Raw genomic sequence first — 19,042 nt, 5'->3', positions numbered from 1 at the left:
AAATGTGGAGGAGTGCTGTGGCTGTTTGCTGCTGTGATTAGACTAAAGTTTGGCTGTTACAGCTGGGTTAAGGTTGTATGGCGCGTATTGGGCGGTTCAGCCGCCCTCTGGCTTGCGTTAAGATGGACTGCACTAGGCACCAAATCTTTTTTTCTGATGTTGGCGGTACTTCATGGCTCCACTTGACTATCGACCCTCTTCTTTCACCTTGCTTGAAACGCTCGAACACATGCGAGAGTTGTTGCGGAAGCGCGGTTTTTTGATGGAAGAAGGCGAGTGGGTCAACCCGATACCCCATGTCTGGTCAGTGAGACTGCAAGACAAGTTGTGTTCACGGCTCGTCAGCAACGGCAAGGGAGTGAGTAAAGAGGCTGCATTGGTCTCTGCCTATGGCGAAATGCTTGAGCGTCTTAGCTGCAATTATTTTTTCAACGGCCTGTATCTTTCAGCCCATGCCTGCGCGGAGCCTTTTGTTTACTACCCACAGGAAAAGTGGTTTCCATTCGAGGACGACGAGTGGCCAAGAGGGTTGTTGGACGGGCCCACGTTGGCGCACTACAACCTGAGCCAGGATCTGGTGCCAGAGCAATTGATTGATGCCGGTAGCGGGGATCGGAGCAGAGGTATCTGTGCGCTACCGTTCATCAGGCAGCGCAATCATCAGACGGTCTGGTTTCCGGTGAATATCATCAGCAACCTTTATGTCGGCAATGGCATGGCCGTTGGGGCAGGGAAGTATGAGGCTCGGGTGCAGGCACTATCTGAAATATTTGAGAGGCACATCAAGACCACTATCATTACGGATGGTATCAGCCTGCCACTAGTCCCTGATCAGGTGCTGGCGCGTTACCCCCATGTTCAAGAAATGGTCACTACCCTAGAAAGTAACGGCCTGATCGTGGAAGTGCGTGATGCATCACTCAATGGCAAGTTCCCGCTGATTAATGTCACGGTGATGAACCCCGTCAGTGGTGGATGTTTTGCCTGTTTTGGCTCCCATCCGCGCTTTGGTATGGCGATGGAGAGAGCGTTTACTGAAATGCTGCAAGGGCGCGAGTTGCAGCAGCTTATCGACTTGCCTGAGCCTACGTTTGATCTGACCAAGGTGGCGGAGCAGGCCAATCTTGATGCGCACTTCAGTAAATTCACCGGCAGAGTGTGCTGGGATCTTTTCAGTGAAAGTAATGATTACCACTTTGTCGACTGGGATGTGACAGGTACACCGGAAGAACAGTTTAATCATCTGTGTCATCTGATCCATATTGTCGATATGGATATCTACATTGCTGACTACGCATTCATGGGTATGGCTGCTTGCCGCATTATCGTGCCCGGCATGTCGGAAGTTCATCCGGTATCTCGACTTGGTACCTCCAATGACAATCGTGCACGCGACCTGCGCCAGCGTCTATTAGCCTTGCCATTGCTCGATGTGCCTGCGTTGCGAGAGTTGCTGGATGAGTTGGAAGATATGGATCTGCCTCCTCATCAAGATCTTGGCAGCTTGCTGGGTTTGTTGACTGATGATGATTCCGTTTGGAAAGGTCTTACGGTCTGTGAGATACGTTTACTGATCAATCTGGCGCTGGGTGAGCGAGAGCAGGTGTTGGGTGATCTGAAGGATGTGGTCGCGTGCACTGCGCTGCCACAGTCGAGGAGATCCAGATACCGCTGCCTGCTGGTTATGTTGCAACTTGATCTGGATCTGCATCGTGATCTGCAGGACTACTTGCGAGTGCTGCAGCGCATGTATGGTGAAGTGCTGGTCGAGCAATGTATTGCCATGCTGGAAGGACGAGCTGGCTTCCCGGGATTTGTTGTTGCAGGCGATGATCTTGACGGATTTACTTCACACCAGATGCTGCTGGCGGCGCGTGATAAAGTACAAAAAGCCAAAGCTGCACACTATTTTGCGTTGCGTTAAATCTGTTCGCGGATAGGTTAAGTTTTCGACGGCTTAGCTCAATATGCTCTGTATTGGGTGAGCTGCCTGGTTAAATCTCCCTCCTGTGCTCTTGTTTTCCTTCTTTGAGATAAATACTGTATGGCCATCCAGTTTTAGGGGTGGCTATGCGACTCTATTTGTGTGAAAAGCCTTCGTTGGCCAGAGAGGTGGCCAGGGCGCTCGGTGGTGGACAAAACCAGGACGGGTTGATTGCTGGTCAAGGCTGGCAGGTCACCTGGCTGTTTGGGCATATGTATGAACTAGCACCACCTGATAGCTATTCCCCTTCATGGAAAGCGTGGCGCCTAGATACATTGCCGATGATTCCTGATAGCTGGCAGCGGTTGCCTCGCAAAGGTGTTAGTAAACAGCTGTCTGTTATTCGTCGTTGCCTGAAGCAGGCAGGAGAGGTGGTTAACGCAGGTGATACCGGGCGCGAAGGTGAGCTGTTGATTCGCGAGTTGCTGGAGGAAATGAACTGGCGCGGACCCTTGTTCCGCCTTTGGCACCATTCTCTGGAGTTGCCTGTGCTGCAAAAGGCGCTGGCCAACTTACGTGGTGGGTCTGAATTTGATGGCCTGCTGTCTGCCGCAAAGGCTCGCCAGTATTCCGACTGGTTGGTCGGTATGAACTTCTCCCGCGCTTATACCGTGCGCGCACGCGGTGGTGAGCAAGGTAAGGGTGTGCTGATCAGTGTTGGTCGGGTTCAGTCGCCTACACTGGCGCTGGTAGTGGCCCGTGACCGATTGATAGAGAATTTTGCCAGTGTGCGCCACTACGGCGTTAAAGCGGAGTTTCAGATCAAAGCCGCACGCTACTGGGGGGAATGGCTCACGCCCGAAGAGTGGCTGGATGAGCAGGGGCATCTGCTCAATCCACAGCTGGCGCAGGAGCAATTGGCGCGTGTGATAAATCAGCCTGCACATATCGAAAGTTGCGAAGCCAGTCAGCAGCGAACGCTTGCTCCCTTGCCATTTTCTCTATCCAAACTGCAGGCCTGGGCTTCCAGACGGTATGGTTATCCTGCCAAGGCAACATTGGATGCACTGCAGTCACTCTATGAAAAGCACAAGTTGCTTACCTACCCCCGTACTGACTGTGAATATTTGAGCTCAGCGCAATGGGCTGATGTCAGTCGACAGATGCAGGCGTTATCCAGCGCCTCTGAGTTAAGTTCGGTGGTTGCTGTTGCGTCGACCGCAAAGCGCCCGCGTTGCTACGACGATGGCAAGATCGGTGAGCACACGGCGATTGTGCCTACCGGAACCCGTCCGGAGCTCACACGATTATCCGCCATGGAGCGCAATCTTTATCTGGCCTGCGCTACTCGCTGGCTGATGCAGTTTTATCCGCCGTTGTTGGTTAAGCGGTGGCAAGTCATCACTCAGGTTAATCAGCTGCGCTTTCAGAGCAAGGGTAAGGATGTGCTGGAGCAAGGCTGGCGAGCGTTGGAGGGAAGTGAGTTACAAAGTGACTGGTGCGCTCAGTGGGCAGAGTTAAGTCAAGGGGATCATGGCCTGTGCTTGCAGGCTGAGGTTACTGAGCATCAAACCGAACCTCCTGATTACTACACTGACGGCACGCTGATTGCTGCCATGACACAGATTGCCAAGACCGTTGACGATCCGGATCTGCGTGAGCGGCTGAAGGAGGCTAAGGGTATTGGAGAGGAAAGTTCACGGGCAGCCATTATCGAGCTGTTGCTGGAGCGTACTTATCTGCAGCGTCAGGGTAAACAATTACGAAGCACAGAGCTGGGGCGGCAGGTTATTGACTGGCTTTTGCCACAGCTGACAAGTCCGGTACTGACGGCGCGCTGGGAACGCGGATTGGAGCTGGTGGAAAAGGGGGAAATGGATCTGCCCACCTTCCTGTCTCATCAGGCACGATGGATCAGTAAACTGATTGATGCTGTACGGTCTCAACCAGCACCACAGATTGTAGTGACAGCTCAGGTGTCGTCGAAAAAGAGCATAAGACGAAGAGCGGCAGGCAAACGTGCTGTGGTAAAGACTGATAGCGAGAAGAGGGTATCTCGTGGGGCTCGGGGCGAAGGTGGTGTGCCCACGGCCCGCTCTCGTCGTCGCAAACCCACTTCTGCCGGAGCTTGAGTGTTCAGGTAAGTTGAGGATTTGTAATCCTTTTTTGAGCATCTTTCAGTGTCTATGAGAATAGATGATCAATACTCGGGTCGTGCAGGATTTTCATGGTTGCTTTCCAGTCAGAGCGTAGCCATGGTCCGGCTAATCCGTTATCTTTAGCCGTTTATTTCCCCAGGGTGGGTGGTTGCTGCTTGTCCTGCCCTGATAGATAGAACGCCTTATGAACAGAGAACGCTGCAATGCTGTTTAATCACCTGCCGGATGAGTTGTTTGGACCCCTGGCGGGGACAAACAAGGCTGTCTATCAGGCGGTCTTACTGGAGCTGGCGGATCTCTTCTTTGACGAAGACGCCGTGGATCCTTTTATTCCCCGTGATCTGGTGCGCTCGAGTATTGAAGATGCCGTCGTTAAATATGGAGTGAGGCATCTTGCTCCCGAGGGGGATCATGATCATGAGCCACCTCGCTCGGTAGCTGAGACCGCAGCAAGAATTTACCGCCGCCTGTTGCTGACTGGCTGGCTGGAAGAAGAAACTCGTCTTTATCGTACTTTCGTACTGATGTCGCCTGCGATCAGTTATGTACTGCGCTCGCTGGTGAGTGTGGCGCGGCAAGGCAAGCGCAGTTATGGCGGCACCATTCTCAATGTGCTCAGTTCGGTAGAGTCGGCCATCAATGATCCGGAAGTGCGTGGTCTGGCGTTGCACGAAGCTGCCAGCACAGCAGCGCAGTTCAGTGCGCATCTGACTGATATTCTGCTGGGATTGCGTGAGCTGCGTAAGAATATTGCAGCGACGAATGATCCTCAGCGTATCCTCAAGGGCTTCTTTGAGGAGTTTGTTGAGCGCATTCTTGTTGCTGACTACAAGACGCTTAAGACGCAAAACAACCCGTTCCGTTTTCGCCGGCAGATACTGTCTCACCTCAAGGAGCTGCAGTTTGATCCTCCCAAACTGGCAGCTCTGGCGCGCCACTATCAGGAGCAGATGGATGTTACCTATGTTGAGGGGCAGAATCTGGTCCACCAGCATATCAGTCGCGTTATCCGTATCTTTGAATCGGTGGATCAGCGCCTGTCCCTTATCGATGATTTCCGTTTCCGTCTGGAAAAGCGTGTAGCTGATACTGTCCGTTATATGGACAAGACTACGCCCGGCATGTCGGCGTATCTGCAGCGTATGATCAGTGCAGTCGCAGAGCATAGCGACGAGCAGATTCCGCTGGTTGCTAGTCTTTATCAGCCTGCGTTCCTCTCGCCACGGTCTATCCGTGTGCCACCAAAGCGTCGGCCAACACCACCGCCCAGAGTCATTCGTCAGATTCAGATTGACCCGGCGGTGCTGGAGTTGCGGGAGCGCTTCAAGCAATTCAAGGCCCGGCGGGAAGTCAGTGTCGACAAGGTCGGTACCTACATGCAGATGCAGTTCGCTGGGCGTAAACAGATGCGTGCCAGTGATTTCAGCATTGGCAGCATCGAAGACTATGTGTGCTTCAGCTATGTCCGCCACCTGGGATCACTAGGAAAGCAGGGTAAATCGCTGAGTAAAAGCTACCGGATTCGTTTTGAGGACACCTACACCTGCGTCGGCGGGATGGTTGAGTGTCGCGATTTTGTTATTGAAAGGATCGATTGATGCTGGGTGATCTCGCCAAAGCGGCCAAAAAGGCCGAGCACCATGAAGCCGAAGACTTTATTCAGGCGGCAAAATTACTGATTGCCAATCAGTTCCTCTATGCCGAGAAGACCAGTCAGCGGCCATATTATTTTCTTGTCACTGAGCATCTGGATTATTTCCGCAATCTGTTTGAAGCCATTGGCTGGACGCTGGTTTATCAGGCTGATGAAGCCTTTGTTGGTATTTTGCCCGGTGAAGAGGAACGTACTCAGCGCCTGAAGCTGGATGAGTCGCTTTTTCTGTTGGTACTGCGCCAGCTCTACGAAGAGAAACTGGAGAACTTCGAGGTGGAGTCAGGCCGTGCCTATATCGATCTGGACAAGGTGCTGCAGACGTACGAGCACTTGACCAACAAAGAGCTGCCCAATGAAACGCGGATGAAGGATATCCTGGCTTTGTTTGCCCGACACGGAGTGGTCGAACGTGGCAAGCCGCATGAGACAGATCCAAAGAATATGACGCTGGTTATTCAGCCGGTCATACGTCAGGTTGTGGTCGAGGATTATCTGGGCCAGCTGGATCAGCTGATTGCCACCGATGAAGAAGGTCAGAGCGTGAAGGTCAAGGTGGCTGCGGCGACTGAAGATGCTGGTGAATCTGATGCTGAGCCACTGCCAGAAAAAGTGGAAGAAAAAACTGAAGCGGAAGAAAACGTAGTGCTGCAAGACGAACAGGTTGTCACCGAGGATAAAGATGAAAACGCTTAACCGCATCGTTCTGGTCAACTGGTACATGCTGGGAGCCGTGGACATTCCTATTCGCGGTAATGTCGCCATCGTCGGTCCTAACGGCTCTGGTAAATCGTCGATTCTGGATGCAGTGCAGACGGTGCTGATGGGCGGTAACAAGCAGTGGCTGAGCTTCAACGCCAGTGCCGGTGAGCGCAGTGAGCGCAGCCTGCGCACCTATTGCCTGGGCTATCTGGATGATACCGGGGCTTCCGGGCGTAAGCATCACCGTGAAGATGCGATCAGCTATCTCGCGCTCAGTTTCAAGGATGACAAAACCGGCAAGGAAACTGTCATGGGGATGGCGATCGCCACCTCCTTGAGTAATCCGGATGAAGATATTCTGGGGCGCTTCATCCTGCCGGATTTTGCTGTGTGTCTGGATGACTTTTCCATTCGCCAGGGTGATGGCCGAATCCCCCGCAGCTGGGAAGAGGTGCGTGAATCGTTCCGCAGCCGCTGCCCGGAAATGGTCCTGGAAAAGCGCGCCAAACGCTTCCTCAAGGAAGTAATGGTGCACTTGAGTCACGATCCTAACTTCCCTAATGATGAAGAGAAGTTTGTTAAGAACTTCAAGAATGCCATCAAATTTTCGCCTATCGACAGCCCGACCAAGTTCATTCGCGAGTATGTGCTTGACCAGAATATTGTTCATGTCGGTGCCTTCCGTAAGTCACTGGAAGAGTACCGGGCAATGGAAGAAAAAACCCGCGAGGTGGCTAAGCGGCTGACTGAGCTGGAGAAAATCGAGGAGCAGGACAAAGCCTGTGAGCGTCATCACAAAAACGGCAGCGAGTACGAATGGGTCGTTCACGAAACCCGCTTTGAGCAGGCTGACCTGAAAAAAGAGGAGACTGCTGAGCGTCTTGATGCCTTGCACGAACAGGAAGAGCAGCTGAATCAGCAGCTGGAAGCAATGTCTGATGCGCTATCGCAGGTAATGGAACAGGTAGCTGAGGCGCGTGCCAGCCTGAATAACTCAGACAGTGTTCACAAGCTCAAGGCGCTGGAATCGAATCTTGAATCACGCCAGCACGCTTTAAACAGTGTCAAGGCAAAGCTGTCCAGCCAGTACGACCTACTGCGAGCGACGGTGGCCTTCGCAAAATATGAACAGTATTTGCCAAAGGACTTCCTGAGTACCGTAAAAGAGTCGGTAGCGCTGTGGCGTGAAGGGGAAGGTCTGGCAGCCAGCGACTGGCCAGCCAATCCGGTGGAAGTGGATCGCGTGGTCGGAGCGCTGCGCAAACAGGTTGATGCCGTGCGTCTGGAAGTGGCAGCCAAAGCTCAGGATACCGTGATCCGTCTGAATACGTTGAAAAATGAAATTCAGGAGCACCGCGAGGCTATCGATCAGATGAAGCAGGGTAAAGCTCCGCTGAAGCGCAATACTCAGGAGCTGATGTCGCTGCTGGCGGAGTACGGTATTGAGTCCACTCCGCTGTGTGAGCTGGTGGACGTGATCGACGAAAAGTGGCGTCTGGCAATCGAAAGCTTCCTCGGTGGCCGACGTGAAGCATTACTGGTTGATCCAGAGAAAGTACAGGATGCAGTTACCCTTTACCGGCGCAAAGGGCGTCATCTGAAAAACTGTCGGATTATCAATACACGACAAACAGATAAGTGGCTTGATCGTAGCGACAAGCGTTCGTTAGTGCAGTTTGTTCAGTGTCGTAGTGAACATGCCCAAGCCTATATCAATCGTGCGCTGGGCGGGGTGATTGCGGTCGAGACTGAAGCCGAGCTGTTGAAACAGGAACGTGCTATCACTCCGGATTGTATGCTGCAGGCTGAAGGTAGCACCACCTCGATTCGTGAGGAAAGTCCCATGCTTGGCGGTGGGCAGCGACAGAATCGTCTGGCTGATCAGGACAGGGCATTCGATGTCATGGTCAAAGACTATCAGGCTCTGGATCTTGCTCATCAACAGCTGGAAGGTTTGCGTGAATCTATCATCAAGTTGGCGACTCGCCTGGTGGGTGAAGGCGAGACGGCCTTTGCTCTGTGCAATGAGCGGATGCAGCTGGATGCTGAAATGCAGGCCTTGCGTAACAGTATCGAAGAACTACGCAACATGGAGGATGGCCCTGTTCGCAGTCGTCTGGAAGAGGCGGTTAAACTGCAGCAAGCCAAACAGCAGGATCAGCGTAAGTTGATGGATAAACTGCAAGCACTGAAGACCGAGGTCATCAAACTCGAAGCCGGGCTTGAGGTGCTGGAGCGTGAGATGCAGGAGCACGGTCAGGCGCGTCAGAAATGTGCCGAGCGTGAAGGATTTGATGCGCAGTCGGCTCAGGAGCGTCGCGACTATCTGGAGTCCAGCTGTCAGGGCGAGCTGGAGCGCATCATCTTTGAAGCGGCTCGCAAGGCGCAGGCTGAATTACAGCTGGCAGAGCGTAAACGTAACGGTGTGCGTGACCTGGTGGCGGAATACAAGGCGCGTTATCACGCCAATACAATTACCGCTGAACAGGTGGCACATCTGGGAGGGGATGCCAGTCATGAGCAGTTGATGGGCTTCGTTGCCGAACAGTTGCGTTTGTTGCGTGACTCTGAGCTGGCCAATTATCAGCGTCAGGCTGAGCGTGCGCGGATGGAGGCAGAGACATCATTCCGTTCTGACTTTGTGGCGCATCTGAATGATCAGATCGACAAGATTAAGGGGCTGATCAAAGAAATTAACCAGCACCTGAAGCAGCGCCCGTTCCATCGCGAAATGTATGCCTTCACGATGACGCCTAATCCTGAATTGAAAGATGTGCTGGAGCTGGTGGAAAGCTTCTCGCGCCATGATCAGGCTAATGTGGGGTCACTGTTTGATACCAATATTCAGGCCGACTCACCTCACCGGCTGGCACTGGAAAAAATCCATCAGGTGCTGAAGGATGAGGGTGAAGCGCATCTGCTGCAGGATTATCGGAACTTCTACAACTTCGAACTGATCGTGATGGACTTGGAGGGAAATCAGAAGACAACCCTCAGTCAGCGTATCAAGACGGGGTCGGGTGGTGAGCATCAGGTACCATTTTATGTGGCCATTGCGGCAGCGCTGGCGGCGACTTACCGTCTGCGAGAAGGGCAGGAGGGTGAAGTGGTGGGAGGCTTCAGCCTGAGTCTGTTCGATGAGGCCTTCAATAAGCTGGATTCGGGTAATACCCAGACATCGCTCGGTTTTATGACCGATCTGGGGCTGCAGACTATGATTGCTGCACCAGACGACAAGTACTCGCTGATGTCGTCCACCATGGATACCATCATTAACGTTTGCAGGGATGGCAATGTGGTGGATCTGGATGTGGAGTTTCCTACTCCGGAAGGTAAGGCATTACTTAATTCAGATAGTCCCTACCGTCTAGCACAGGAGCTGGCGGAAGAGTAAGCCGGACTTCTGGTGCTTGCAGAACCGGGCGTGGCAACGCGCCCGGTAGCTTTGGCATCAGCACTGCGAAGGGTTGGCCATCACGGTTGATCAGGAGTTCTTCTTCGTGTGTGCGGACCTTGTAGCGACTTGGCTTGTCGAGGATGTTGAGCAGTAATGCAAGACCATCAAGCCGCGGAGCCATGTTTTGGTTAGCGGTTTTACTACCATAAAGATAGTGATATTGATGGTTTGCCAGTAGTGACAGCAGTGCGCCCAGGCTCCAGCGGGCAGGCCACTCACTGAGTGGGGCTAGATTGGAGAGCAGGCTTGGCGAAAGGATTTCTCGCTCACGCGCGAAAAAGCGGCGGATGCTCAGGGCATGACCATTACCCAGTCCGTCGTAATCCAGAACGGTTTTGCTGAAATCCAGTTGCTCCAGCAGGTAGAGCATAAAGCTCAGGCTGAAGCGGCAGTGGGCAATGAAATACTTGATGGGATCGGCACTGGTCTTGGCGCCAATGCTGTACTTGATGGCTTGCCGCCCGTTGCGCACCCCTTTGTTGAGCAAGGTAATCATCAGATGATTGCTCTGCAGGTCAACCAGTGTTTCCGGCTCGTTGACGAAGCAGTAACGCTGCTCTCTCTGGATGAAATCATGCCATTGCTCGGCATTCTCCAGTTTGGGCAGGATTCTGATCATCATCCGTGGGGATTCCTCGATCTTCACTATTTTCCTGTTCATGGAGTTCTGCTAGGGTGCCTCGACGAAGCATAACAGGTTTATCTGTTTGCGCCAGCGTTAAGCGAATGGCGATAACCTATTGAAGTTGCTGGTCTGTACTAAGCAAAAGTTATCGACGTTCAGCCCCGTAACTTAACGGTGAAAATGTTTCGTCAGGCTCTGCTGTTGTGGGGGGAAGGTGGAATGGCTGAGTTTGAGCTGCATCCGCAATTGCTTGCAGACACGCCCTGGATAGGGGGCGCTCTGTCGTGTGCTATTAATGAAATAACAGCAACTTCCCTTGGCTGGTGCTGGTACCTAGACGGGTCGGCCTGCGTGAATTGTTTGAACTGAGTGATGCCGATCAGCTGCAATGATTGGCTGAATGCACCTGATTAGTAGTGTGCTGGTAGCCGAGCAGGCAGCGGAAAAATGGAATATCGCCGCGCCGGGGAATATGGTCCCGCAACTGTTTGGCGCGCTTCCAAAGCGATCTGGTATGGCCAGATCCAGTCTGGGGGAAGGCACCTGCAGTGGCCTATCTTGAGGAAGTGCTGATTGAACTGCTAACAAGGCTGAGAGCAGCACTGCATCGTGGTGGTCTGGTGTTCGTTGATGCTTCATGAGGCCGTTGGGTGAGTAGGCAAGGCTTTGAAATGGGGTATAATGCTGCGCCTTGACCTGAGGGTCTTACACACAAGTTGAAGGTGTGTGCTATCGCCTGATAGATGCGAGTTCTTATCAATGCCCATATACGAGTATCGTTGTGGCTCCTGTGGCCATGATGTTGAGGTTATACAGAAGCTCAGTGATGATCCATTAAAAGACTGCCCCGTCTGTAAGGCGCCGACGCTCAACAAGCAGATATCGGCACCCGGTTTTAGACTGGCAGGTGGTGGTTGGTACGAAACTGACTTCAAAACTGGGCAGAAAAAAAATCTGGCTGAGAAAGGTGGGTCAGGAAGTACTGTTACCGGTACAACGGGTGGCGGTGCTGATACCTGATCAGGCTGGCCAAAGAGGAATGAATAGGAAATAACTATGCGCAGCCATTATTGCGGCGATCTTCGAGAAACTCACATTGGTGAAGAAATTACCCTGTGCGGATGGGTGCACCGTCGCCGTGATCACGGTGGTGTGATCTTCCTGGACGTACGTGACCGCGAAGGTATTGCTCAGGTCGTGTTTGATCCGGATCGTGCCGAAAGCTTCCAGCGTGCTGATCGTGTGCGTAGTGAATATGTGGTCAAAATTAAAGGTCGAGTGCGCAATCGCCCTGCTGGTACCGAAAATGGCGAGATGAAAACCGGCAAGGTAGAAGTGCTCGGTCTGGAGCTGGACATTCTCAACCAGTCCGAAACCCCTCCTTTCCAGCTGGATGACTATCAGCATATTGGTGAAGACGTTCGTCTGAAATACCGCTTTGTTGATTTGCGTCGTCCGGAAATGGCAGCCAAGCTTCGTTTTCGTTCCAAGGTGTCACATACCATCCGGAACTATCTGGAAGAGCATGGCTTTCTCGATATTGAAACGCCCATCCTGACCCGAGCAACACCGGAAGGCGCGCGTGACTATCTGGTGCCAAGTCGTACTCATGAGGGTTGTTTCTTTGCCCTGCCTCAGTCACCGCAGTTGTTCAAACAATTGCTGATGGTCGCTGGCTTTGATCGTTATTATCAGATTGCCAAGTGCTTCCGTGATGAAGATCTGCGTGCTGATCGCCAGCCCGAGTTTACTCAGATTGATATCGAAACTTCGTTCCTCAATGAAGAAGATATCATGGGTATTACAGAGGGTATGGTGCGCAAACTGTTCAGCGAGTTGCTGAATATCGAGTTCGGTGAGTTCCCGCAGATGCCTTATAGCGAAGCGATGCGCCGCTTCGGTTCTGATAAGCCCGACCTGCGTATTCCATTGGAGCTGGTAGACGTTGCCGATTTGGTTGCTGGCGTTGACTTTAAAGTGTTCTCCGGTCCGGCAACTGACCCCAAAGGGCGCGTAGCCGCACTGCGTGTTCCTGGTGGTAGTGAACTGAGCCGCAAGCAAATTGATGATTACACCAAGTTTGTCAGCGTTTACGGCGCTAAAGGTCTGGCATACATCAAGGTTAATGACATCAACGATGCCGAGAGTGGTCTGCAATCACCTATCGTTAAATTCCTTGGTACTGACGTAGCAATGTCTGTACTGGAGCGAGTAGGTGCACAGAATGGTGATCTGGTGTTCTTCGGTGCTGACAAGGCTCGCATCGTCAGTGAGTCACTGGGTGCTCTGCGTTTGAAGCTGGGTGAAGACCTGAATCTATACACCGCTGAGTGGACTCCCATGTGGGTCGTTGACTTCCCGATGTTCGAAGAAGACGACGAAGGTGCTCTGTCAGCAGTTCACCATCCCTTCACCTCACCTCAGGGTAATGTTGACGAGTTGAAGGCTGATCCGGCTAACGCGTTGTCACGTGCTTATGACATGGTGTTGAACGGTGTTGAGCTGGGTGGTGGTTCTATCCGTATTCACAGTCAGGAAATGCAGGCTGCTATCTTTGATCTGTTGAAAATTAGTGAAGAAGAGCAGCGTGAGAAATTCGGTTTCCTGCTGGATGCTCTGAAATTGGGTGCACCACCCCATGGTGGTCTGGCATTTGGTTTGGATCGTCTGGTTATGCTGATGACCGGTGCCAAGTCTATTCGTGAAGTGATTGCCTTCCCGAAAACCCAGAGCGCGGCATGCCCGATGACTGAAGCTCCAGGTGAGGTCAGTGCCAAACAGTTGCGTGAGCTGAATATTCGCTTGCGTACCAAGGGTGCTGAGGCCTAGGTCTCTGGTCACCGGTCAGGTTTGATGCAAACCGGGCCATGGCTGTATGGCTGGGTAGTTTCAAGGAGAGGGCGTAAGCCCTCTCTGCATTTATACGTCTGGATGGCTGTGTGGGTGTCCGGATCAGAATAGGGGTAGTGTTATGGCAGGTCATAGTAAGTGGGCCAACATTAAGCACCGCAAGGCCCGTCAAGATGCCAAGAAGGGCAAAGTATTTACCAAAATCATTCGTGAGTTAACTGTTGCTGCCAAACATGGTAGTGCTGATCCTGCTGATAACCCACGATTACGGGCGGCGATGGACAAGGCACTGGTTGCCAACATGAAGCGTGACACCATCGATAAAGCCATCTCCCGGGGGGCGGGTGCCGGCAATGAAGAAAATTACGATGAGCTGACCTATGAAGGTTACGGCCCAGGCGGTGTTGCAGTGCTGGTTGAGTGTATGACAGATAACATCAATCGTACCGTAGCGAATGTGCGTGCCGCGTTCACCAAGGTGGGCGGGAATCTGGGGACCAATGGCTCAGTGTCCTACCTGTTCGACAAAAAGGGGCAGCTGACCTTTGTTAATGTCGATGAAGATGCCTTGATTGAGGCTGCGTTAGAGGTGGGTGCTGATGATGTGGTAGCCAATGAGGACGGCTCAATTGATGTCTTTACCGACGCCAATGAATATCTCAATGTCAGGGATGCTCTGCAGGCTGCTGGTTATCAGGCTGAGATGGCAGAGGTAGCCATGATTCCCAGTACCAGTGCCGAGCTGGATGTCGATACAGGTATCAAGATTGTCAAACTGATCGATATTCTGGAGGATCTGGATGATGTGCAGAATGTCTTCCACAATGCTGAGATTCCAGAAGAGGCTATGCAGTAGCCTGAAGATCGGGTTTTCTCTACATCGATACTTGAATACCAGAGCAGCGGCATAGGCCGCTGTTCTGGTTTTTGTGCTGTCAATTTTATTTGTATGTATATACAGTATTTTGCGAAATGCCTATGATGGCCGCAGTTGATCAGTTGAGTTAGATATGTCCGTTATTATCGGGATTGATCCCGGCTCTCGCATTACTGGATATGGTGTTATTCGCTTCGAGGCGGGGCGGCTAAGTTATGTTGCCAGCGGCTGTGTACGAATCACCGCTGAGGGATTACCTCTTCGCCTCAAACAGATTCAGGATGCATTGCATGAACTCGTTGCCTGGCATAAACCTGATGAGGCAGCGATAGAGCGAGTATTTATGGCACGCAATGCCGATTCTGCTCTTAAGTTGGGGCAGGCGCGAGGTGTGGCTATTGTCACGTTGGCCAGTCATGGTCTGACTGTGGCGGAATATGCAGCCAAGGAAGTAAAGCAGGCTGTGGTCGGCAAAGGTTCCGCTGACAAGGTGCAGGTCCAGCATATGGTAATGGCCTTGCTGAAATTGCCGGGCTTGCCTCAGGCGGATGCTGCGGATGCTTTGGGTATCGCCATTTGCCATGCCCATCGTTCTGCCTCAGTGACTCGTATTCAGGAGCAGCAGCTTCGTTCATATACAGGGAGGGTGCGTGGGTGAGCGCGGAGGTTATTCTGCAGTCTCTGGACTATTTCGGCATAGTCGTTTTTGCCATGGCTGGTGCCCTGCGTGGTGAAGAAAAGAGCCTCGACCTTTTCGGTGTGCTGGTATTTTCGATAGTAACCGCGACGGGAGGGGGGACATTACGAGATCTGCTGATGGGAAACCTGCCGGTTAACTGGGTAAAGGATAATACCTACATCTGGCTGGCTTTGGCGGGCGGCACCTTTACCTTTATGTTCACGCGTTTTTGGTGCTTCCCCGTTGGGGCGCTGGCAGTAGCGGATGCTATCGGGCTGGCGGTTTTTACCGTGCTGGGTGCTGATCAGGCGGCGCACATGGGGTTTTCACCGCTTATCGTTATAGTGACCGCTGTCATGACAGGCTGTGTCGGTGGTGTGATTCGCGACTTACTGGCAAATGAAATTCCCTTGATTTTTCATAGAGAAATTTATGCTACGGCTGCCATTGTGGGTGCGGTTGTGTATCTCGTTTTACAGGCCTGGGGGCTGGATGAGCGCGTATTTCCATGGTTGGCGATGCTGGTTGTGTTGATATTGCGTCTGGCAGCGCTGCGCTGGGATCTGTGTTTGCCCCGTTTCATGCGGACCCTGCCCCGGACCTGAGTCAACATATGGAGAAGCAAAATGATCGGGCGCCTTGAAGGTGTACTGCTGGAGAAAGCTCCACCGGCACTGTTGTTGGATGTGGGGGGGGTAGGCTATGAAGTTGAAGCCAGTATGCAAACTCACTTTCGCTTGCCTGAACGAGGAAAGAAAGTCGTTCTGTTTACTCACCAGGTTATTCGTGAGGATGCGCATCACCTGTTTGGATTTATCGATCGCGGTGAGCGTGATGTTTTTCGTATCCTGATCAAAGCAAATGGTGTTGGTCCGAAGCTGGCGTTAGCCATTCTCTCATCTCTTGAAGTGAAAGAGCTGGTGCGCAGTGTTGCGGAGGGTGATATTGCACGCTTAATCAAGGTGCCCGGTGTTGGTAAAAAGACAGCTGAAAGACTGCTGGTTGAGTTACGTGACCGGTTGGGCTCCTGGCAGGGGAGTGACATTGCGGACTTTACATTGACGGGTGGAGTGCTTCCTGGCGCTCCTGCAGTTGCAGACGTTCGCCTTGAGGCAGAGCAAGCTCTACTGGCATTGGGTTATAAGCCTGCTGAAGCGAGTAAGGCAGTCATGCAGGCAGATAAAGAGCTGAGTGGACAGGGTGTCAGTGTTGAAAGTCTGCTTAAGCTGGCATTGAAGTCCATGGTGGGTCGCTGAGTCGAATGTTGCGTGAGTTTGGATTGATATGCCGTTGGCGAGTTAGGCGAGAATTGCATGATAGAAGTTGATCGCTTTATAAGTCCTGCTCCGAAGCAGGGAGAGGACTGGCAGGATCGGGCGATTCGTCCAAAAACGCTGGCTGATTACGTTGGGCAGCAGCCGGTTCGCGAACAGATGGAAATTTTTATCCAGGCAGCGAAGAAGCGTCAGGCTGCTACTAATCAGCCAGAGGCATTGGATCATACGTTAGTGTTTGGTCCGCCAGGTTTGGGTAAAACAACACTGGCCAATATTATTGCCAATGAAATGGGCGTAAACATACGCACCACTTCTGGGCCGGTGTTGGAGCGAGCAGGTGATCTTGCTGCGCTTCTGACCAATCTTGAGCCGATGGATGTGTTATTTATCGATGAGATTCATCGCTTGAGTCCTGCAGTAGAAGAAGTGCTCTATCCCGCCATGGAGGACTATCAGCTGGATATTATGATCGGTGAGGGGCCTGCAGCGCGCTCCATTAAACTGGATCTCCCGCCCTTTACCTTGATTGGTGCTACTACTCGGGCAGGGTTGCTGACCTCTCCTTTGCGTGATCGCTTTGGAATAGTTCAACGTCTTGAGTTTTATAACGTAAAGGATCTGACTCATATTGTTACTCGTTCTGCGTCGCTCTTGGGAGTGCAAATCGAGGAGCAGGGAGCGTTTGAGATCGCGCGCCGTTCCCGTGGAACGCCGCGTATCGCCAACCGGCTGCTACGACGAGTGCGGGATTTTGCTGAGGTCCGGCACGATGGTCAGATATCCGGCGTAGTTGCAGAGCAGGCGTTGGATATGCTGAATGTGGATAGGGAAGGGTTTGATCATATGGATAGAAGGCTATTGCTGACCATGATCGAGCACTTCTCTGGTGGGCCGGTGGGTGTTGATAGTATGGCTGCTGCGATCAGTGAAGAGCGCGACACCATTGAAGATGTACTTGAGCCCTACCTGATTCAGCAGGGATTTATTATTCGGACTGCTCGTGGGCGAATGGCGACGGATCGTGCCTATCAGCATTTCGGTCTGGAGAGGCCGCCAGCTGGCTGAATGGGCGAGTATTAAGCAAAAGCTTTTGTCAGCCTGTATGTTTGTTGCTGTCAGGTATGGTTGTGGTCGCTAGGGATGACTGATCTAAATCAACGCCAGAACAGAGGTGATCAGTAGACTAGGTTGTCACTATTTCGTTGGGGAAGACGAAGATGGCTGGACTGACAACCTCCCATATCCTGGATCTGCAGCGCTCCTTGCTGGACAGGTATCGACTGCTGATAAGGCAGCTTACAGGTCTGGAGTCTGATCTTGAGGGGTATGTAAGTAGCAAAGCTGGCTTTCAATTAGCCTCTGTTAAAGATTGTATGTTGGAGTTAAGACAGGTGCAGGAGGCGCTCGAGCTGATTGAGGAAGGGGAGTACGGTGTGTGTCAGTGCTGCGGTGCGGACATTGAACCTGAGAGGCTGCTTAGTCAACCTTTGACAAAATATTGCAATCAGTGTGCATGTTATGACAAAAAAAATGATCATCACAGGCAAAAAATATTGGCTATTCCCCCTCTTTTCTTTTGATGCATCACTCTCTATGCTTTGCGCGCTCTGGTACCAAGGTACTATGACGTAATAATTTGAAAAAAATTATTGCGGCTGCAAAATGACAGCCTGTATTCATCATCGGGTAAATCCTTTAGTCTTACATTTCCTTTTTAATCCCAGGAGATCATTGAGTGGCCGAACAGCATATGTCGGTATGGGGTCTCGTATCTAATGCGAGCGTACTGGTTCAGATCGTGATGTTGGCCTTGCTTCTGGCATCTTGCCTTTCCTGGATAGTTATATTCCAGAGGCGTGCTGTTCTTGGCAGCTCACGTAAGGCTCTGGTTGAATTTGAAGATCGCTTCTGGTCCGGAATGGATCTGAGTCGTCTATACCGCGAAGTGGCGGCTAATCAGGATCCGGATAATGGTGTGGAAAATATTTTCTCATCAGGTATCAAAGAGTTCTCTCGCATGCGTCAGCAGCCTGGCGTCGACCCTGAAATTGTCATGCAGGGTGTGCAGCGTGCGTTGAAAGTCGCTGTATCCAAAGAGCAGGATAAACTGGAAATTCATTTACCCTTCCTGGCTACTGTGGGTTCTGTAAGCCCATACATTGGTCTGTTCGGTACAGTGTGGGGAATCATGAATGCGTTTATCGGCCTCTCCAATGTGCAGCAGGCAACTCTGGCAACGGTTGCGCCCGGCATTGCTGAAGCGTTGATCGCAACCGCGATTGGCTTGTTTGCAGCCATCCCGGCTGTGGTAGCCTACAACCGTTATAGTGCCCAGGTTGATCGTCTGCTCAATCATTACGAAACGTTCGCTGATGAGTTCAGTGCGATTCTTTATCGCAAACTTCACACAATGGATGGTTAAGCGTTATGGCACGTCGTGAGCGCCGCCTTAACGCGGAGATGAACGTAGTACCCTATATCGACGTAATGATGGTGCTGTTGGTTATCTTTATGGTCACAGCGCCCATGCTGACTCAGGGTATCTCTGTTGAGCTTCCCAAGGCGCCGGCAGATCCTGTGGAAACTGAGCAAAATCAGGAGCCGATAGTCGTTACTGTAAATGCTGATGGCCTCTATTTTCTCAGTCATGGAGGTAAGGACACCGATCCTGTTGGCTTGCCTCTGATTCAGGAACAGGTAGGTAAAATCCTCGCTCAGCAACCAAAGACCAAGGTGTTGGTGAGAGGGGATAAAAAGGTCGCTTATAGCCAGGTAGTGGAGCTGATGGTGGCTTTGCAGGAGGCTGGAGCAGGAACTGTAGGTCTGGTGACAGAGCCCTGA

General features: G+C 52.1%; 16 protein-coding genes. 15 read left to right on the top strand and 1 reads right to left on the bottom strand.

Annotated features, from left to right (window positions below; all coding sequences use genetic code 11):
- The first annotated feature begins 172 nt into the window (after nucleotides 1-172).
- The 5 genes from QCD60_RS01260 (at nucleotide 173) to QCD60_RS01240 (ending at nucleotide 9,830) form a co-directional block, all read left to right on the top strand.
- Nucleotides 173-1,924, top strand: a complete 1,752-nt coding sequence (locus QCD60_RS01260) for a YcaO-like family protein (RefSeq protein WP_279781636.1) — start codon at nucleotides 173-175, stop codon at nucleotides 1,922-1,924.
- Between the two features lie 146 nt (nucleotides 1,925-2,070).
- Complete coding sequence (locus QCD60_RS01255) at nucleotides 2,071-4,056, top strand: DNA topoisomerase 3 (RefSeq protein ID WP_279781634.1); 1,986 nt, start codon at nucleotides 2,071-2,073, stop codon at nucleotides 4,054-4,056.
- A gap of 230 nt (nucleotides 4,057-4,286) precedes the next feature.
- Nucleotides 4,287-5,681: a Wadjet anti-phage system protein JetA family protein gene (locus QCD60_RS01250; RefSeq protein WP_279781632.1), complete on the top strand. Its 1,395-nt coding sequence runs from the start codon at nucleotides 4,287-4,289 to the stop codon at nucleotides 5,679-5,681.
- Nucleotides 5,681-6,430: a DUF4194 domain-containing protein gene (locus QCD60_RS01245; RefSeq protein ID WP_279781630.1), complete on the top strand. Its 750-nt coding sequence runs from the start codon at nucleotides 5,681-5,683 to the stop codon at nucleotides 6,428-6,430. Before QCD60_RS01250 ends, QCD60_RS01245 begins: the two co-directional genes overlap by 1 nt.
- Nucleotides 6,417-9,830 carry an SbcC/MukB-like Walker B domain-containing protein gene (locus QCD60_RS01240; RefSeq protein ID WP_279781627.1) on the top strand — a complete coding sequence of 1,138 codons (3,414 nt, stop codon included), beginning with the start codon at nucleotides 6,417-6,419 and terminating at the stop codon, nucleotides 9,828-9,830. Before QCD60_RS01245 ends, QCD60_RS01240 begins: the two co-directional genes overlap by 14 nt.
- Here the strand turns inward: QCD60_RS01240 and QCD60_RS01235 are convergent.
- Nucleotides 9,781-10,515: a hypothetical protein gene (locus QCD60_RS01235; protein ID WP_279781625.1), complete on the bottom strand. Its 735-nt coding sequence runs from the start codon at nucleotides 10,513-10,515 to the stop codon at nucleotides 9,781-9,783. The genes QCD60_RS01240 and QCD60_RS01235 overlap by 50 nt on opposite strands.
- A gap of 762 nt (nucleotides 10,516-11,277) precedes the next feature.
- Here QCD60_RS01235 and QCD60_RS01230 point away from each other — a divergent pair.
- From QCD60_RS01230 to tolR, 10 genes are all read left to right on the top strand, one after another.
- Nucleotides 11,278-11,538, top strand: coding sequence for a zinc ribbon domain-containing protein (locus tag QCD60_RS01230; protein WP_279787861.1), 261 nt, complete (start codon nucleotides 11,278-11,280; stop codon nucleotides 11,536-11,538).
- Between the two features lie 36 nt (nucleotides 11,539-11,574).
- On the top strand, nucleotides 11,575-13,347 hold the full coding sequence (gene aspS / locus QCD60_RS01225; RefSeq protein WP_279781624.1) for an aspartate--tRNA ligase: 1,773 nt from the start codon (nucleotides 11,575-11,577) through the stop codon (nucleotides 13,345-13,347).
- Between the two features lie 142 nt (nucleotides 13,348-13,489).
- On the top strand, nucleotides 13,490-14,224 hold the full coding sequence (locus QCD60_RS01220; protein WP_279781622.1) for a YebC/PmpR family DNA-binding transcriptional regulator: 735 nt from the start codon (nucleotides 13,490-13,492) through the stop codon (nucleotides 14,222-14,224).
- 154 nt (nucleotides 14,225-14,378) lie between these two features.
- On the top strand, nucleotides 14,379-14,903 hold the full coding sequence (ruvC, locus tag QCD60_RS01215) for a crossover junction endodeoxyribonuclease RuvC (RefSeq protein ID WP_279781620.1): 525 nt from the start codon (nucleotides 14,379-14,381) through the stop codon (nucleotides 14,901-14,903).
- Entirely contained in the window at nucleotides 14,900-15,529 is a 630-nt protein-coding gene (locus tag QCD60_RS01210; RefSeq protein WP_279781618.1) for a trimeric intracellular cation channel family protein, read from the top strand. The genes ruvC and QCD60_RS01210 overlap by 4 nt, the downstream gene beginning before the upstream one ends.
- Nucleotides 15,530-15,550: 21 nt before the next feature.
- A complete protein-coding gene (gene ruvA, locus QCD60_RS01205) occupies nucleotides 15,551-16,180 on the top strand; it encodes a Holliday junction branch migration protein RuvA (RefSeq protein ID WP_104154889.1) in 630 nt (209 codons plus the stop codon).
- 57 nt (nucleotides 16,181-16,237) lie between these two features.
- Entirely contained in the window at nucleotides 16,238-17,266 is a 1,029-nt protein-coding gene (gene ruvB / locus QCD60_RS01200; protein WP_279781615.1) for a Holliday junction branch migration DNA helicase RuvB, read from the top strand.
- Nucleotides 17,267-17,418: 152 nt separating this feature from the next.
- Nucleotides 17,419-17,781 (top strand): TraR/DksA C4-type zinc finger protein, encoded by a 363-nt coding sequence (locus QCD60_RS01195; protein WP_279781613.1) that lies wholly within the window; start codon nucleotides 17,419-17,421, stop codon nucleotides 17,779-17,781.
- A 170-nt stretch (nucleotides 17,782-17,951) separates the two neighbouring features.
- Complete coding sequence (gene tolQ / locus QCD60_RS01190) at nucleotides 17,952-18,623, top strand: protein TolQ (protein ID WP_104154950.1); 672 nt, start codon at nucleotides 17,952-17,954, stop codon at nucleotides 18,621-18,623.
- A gap of 5 nt (nucleotides 18,624-18,628) precedes the next feature.
- On the top strand, nucleotides 18,629-19,042 hold the full coding sequence (gene tolR / locus QCD60_RS01185; protein WP_104154886.1) for a protein TolR: 414 nt from the start codon (nucleotides 18,629-18,631) through the stop codon (nucleotides 19,040-19,042).

This window comes from Pokkaliibacter sp. MBI-7 (genome assembly GCF_029846635.1).
Taxonomy (GTDB): Bacteria; Pseudomonadota; Gammaproteobacteria; order Pseudomonadales; family Balneatricaceae; genus Pokkaliibacter.
This window is presented reverse-complemented; position numbering and strand designations above follow the sequence as displayed.